Here is a 237-nt window from a genome sequence, read left to right as displayed (position 1 = left end):
GCAAGCTTGCACAGGACGCGGCCGCGCGGCTGCTGCGCTCGGGGGAGGCGACGATCCGGCTGACCGGCGCCGCCAGTTACGGACGTCCGGTCGCGGTCGTGACGGTCGACGGCGAGGACCTCGGCGAACGGATGATCGCGCAAGGGTGGGCGGTGCCGGCAACGAAATACCTCGGTCGTGATCCTGGTCGGGCTTCCCGCTATGTGGCTGCCTACACCGAAGCGCAGGCAAACCGGC

Annotated in this window: 1 protein-coding gene; it reads left to right on the top strand. The window is 70.0% G+C overall.

Features of this window, described 5'->3' with window-relative positions; genetic code table 11:
• The coding region (locus CVH10_RS24290) for a thermonuclease family protein (RefSeq protein ID WP_181244757.1) at positions 1-237 on the top strand (237 nt) is incomplete at both ends.

The organism is Halomonas sp. ND22Bw, assembly GCF_003011945.1.
GTDB classification, from domain to species: domain Bacteria; phylum Pseudomonadota; class Gammaproteobacteria; order Pseudomonadales; family Halomonadaceae; genus Halomonas; species Halomonas halophila.
Note: the sequence above shows the minus strand (reverse complement) of the source record. Positions and strands in the feature narration are given on the sequence as shown.